General features: G+C 28.6%; 2 protein-coding genes. One reads left to right on the top strand and one right to left on the bottom strand.

Annotated features, from left to right (window positions below):
• Positions 1–200: 200 nt before the first annotated feature.
• Positions 201–1,595, bottom strand: a complete 1,395-nt coding sequence (locus ACI3VO_RS14465; protein WP_439758594.1) for a D-alanyl-D-alanine carboxypeptidase family protein — start codon at positions 1,593–1,595, stop codon at positions 201–203.
• Between the two features lie 77 nt (positions 1,596–1,672).
• Between ACI3VO_RS14465 and ACI3VO_RS14460 the strand changes: the two genes are divergently transcribed.
• Positions 1,673–2,377, top strand: a complete 705-nt coding sequence (locus ACI3VO_RS14460) for a helix-hairpin-helix domain-containing protein (RefSeq protein WP_439758593.1) — start codon at positions 1,673–1,675, stop codon at positions 2,375–2,377.
• Positions 2,378–2,539 lie beyond the last annotated feature (162 nt).

The raw sequence follows: 2,539 nt of genomic DNA, 5'->3' as shown, positions 1-2,539 counted from the left end.
TTGAACAAGATATATATGATTTTATAGATTACAACAATATAATCGATAAAGGAATCAAGAAAAATTTAAAATAATAAAAGCTTGATCATATAAAAAAGCTGCCGTATTAGATAATTAAAACTCTTACGACAGCTTTTGTTTTTATATAAAAACACCCTAAATATTAGAAGTTTAATCTAATAATTAGGGTGTATTATTTGTTATCTCTTTGGTTTTCTCTTTATATTATTAGGATTTTTTCTTTGAGTATTAGTTTGTTTAGTATTTCTATTAGATTTAGTATTTTTATGTTTATTTTTATTTGCTGTTCTTCTAAGCTTTTTTCTGTATTTTTTTCTAAGTGCTATATATAAAATGAATACTACAAATGCTAATATTAAAAATAAGATTATTTTAAATAGTATGTTGAAGAAATTGCTCTCTGTAAAGAATGCAAAAGTACTATGTATCTCACTAGTAGAAACTAAATCTATAGTTTTTTCTAATTTATTTCCATTGTAAACCTCTAATGTACCTACCTTATCGCCTTTATAAATTGGCAAATCATAATCTAAGTCTTCTTTATAAGAATAGTCAGAGTCAGTAGATTCGCCCTTTCTTAATACCAATTTATAGCTAGCCTTTGGTTGATATATAAATTCCTTTTCTTTAGTAAATAATACTCTCTTAGTCTTTGTATATTCATCCTTATCGATTATTGTTTCAGAAGAATAATTATCAAATCCATAATCTAATAGTGTTCTTGAGTCGACATATACGTTAGTTCCTGAGCTCTTAAATACGGCAGCGATAACTCTCATATCGTTTTTTACCGCACTACTCAAAAGACATCTTCCTGCAAGATCTGTATATCCAGTTTTTATACCATCTACAATATCGTATTTTATAGGTATGGATTTACCTTTGTAAGTTATTTTATCATTAGATCTTAAGAATAAATTTGTATTAGTAAAGTAACGTGAAAATGCTACTTTGCTATTAGCTGTATCTTGTTGTTTGAATGAGATTGATTTAGTGCTTACAATTTCTCTAATGAGTTCTTCGCTCATAGCTTTTCTTGCAAGCATTGCCATATCATATGCTGTTGTGTAGTGATTTTCGTCTGGCAGACCGTGTGGATTATTAAAGTGGGTATTTAATGCACCGGCTTTTTTTGCTTCTTCATTCATCAAATTAGCAAATTCTTCGATTGAACCACTTACATATTTCGCCAAAACTTCAGCTGCGTCGTTTGAAGAGTGAATTAATAATCCTTGTAATAATTCTTTAACTGTAAATATTTCACCCTTTACTAAATACATACTAGATCCGTCTACCATTGGGTCTTCTGTAATTTCGATAGTGTCGTTTAAATTTTTTACGTTTTTAACAACTAAATAAGCTGTCCATATTTTTGTAGTCGATGCTGGGTAAACTTTAGAGTCGATATTTTTTCCACCTAGTATTTTTCCAGTCTCATAGTCGATAACTACACCGTAATTAGCCTTTATATCAACACTATCATATGCTTCATCAGCAAAGGTTAAAATAGAAGAACTCATTATCATCATGGTTGTTAGTAGACACACTAGTAAGTATGATAACTTTTTTTTCATTTTTGACCTCCAATTTATAAACTTATATTTTAGTATATCATATTTTTGTCAATAATCCAAAATAAGGAGTGATAAAAATGCAAAATAAAAGTAAAATATTAGCTTTTGTAGTTGTAATTTTAATATCTGTAGGAGGATTGTTATGTAAGGGGTATTTTACAGATGAAATTTATGTGTTAAATGGAGAAGAAAGTACAGAAGTGAGTGAAGAAAATATTCAAGATGACGAAGCGCTTGATGAAGATAGCACTAGTGAAAATAAAATTAAGGATGAAAGTAAAGATGATAAAAATATATCAGTTAAAGAAATTACCGTTTATGTAAGTGGAGAAGTAAATAACCCAGGTATTGTGACATTAAAAAGTGATCAGAGACTAGCAGATGCTGTCGAAATGCTCGGAGGTGTAACTAAAAAAGCCGATATGAACAATATAAATTTAGCGATTAAATTAGAAGATGAGATGCATTATATAATTCCTAAAAAGGGAGATAAAAATAATAGCTCAAATCAAAATGCATCAAATAATACGAGCAATCAAAGTCAAAATTTAGATAGTAATCAAGCTAATAGCAATGCCAACCAAAATAATAAAGTAAATATAAATACAGCAAGTATACAGGAACTAGATGCTATCCCTGGAGTTGGAGAGGCTACTGCTAATAAAATTTTGAGCTACAGGGAGGAAAATGGAAATTTTAAAAGTATAGAGGAGATTAAAAATGTAAATGGAATAGGCGATAAAAAATATGAAAATATGAAGGATTCAATCTGTGTGAATTAATATAAAAAGGAGATGCATAAGCATCTCCCGTTGTATTTTTAATTTGCTAATTTAAAAGAATTATCTGTTAAGTTTATTTTATCCTTTAAATTTGAGGTAGTGTATACCTTTTTGTCTTTAGTTATGAATATTGCCTCTGTATCGTCTATGCTTTCTATTAAT

The sequence above is a fragment of the Intestinibacter sp. genome (assembly GCF_051866655.1).
Classification (GTDB): Bacteria; Bacillota; Clostridia; order Peptostreptococcales; family Peptostreptococcaceae; genus Intestinibacter.
The sequence above is the reverse complement of the archived record's forward strand: the minus strand, read 5'-3'. Positions and strand labels throughout refer to the sequence as shown.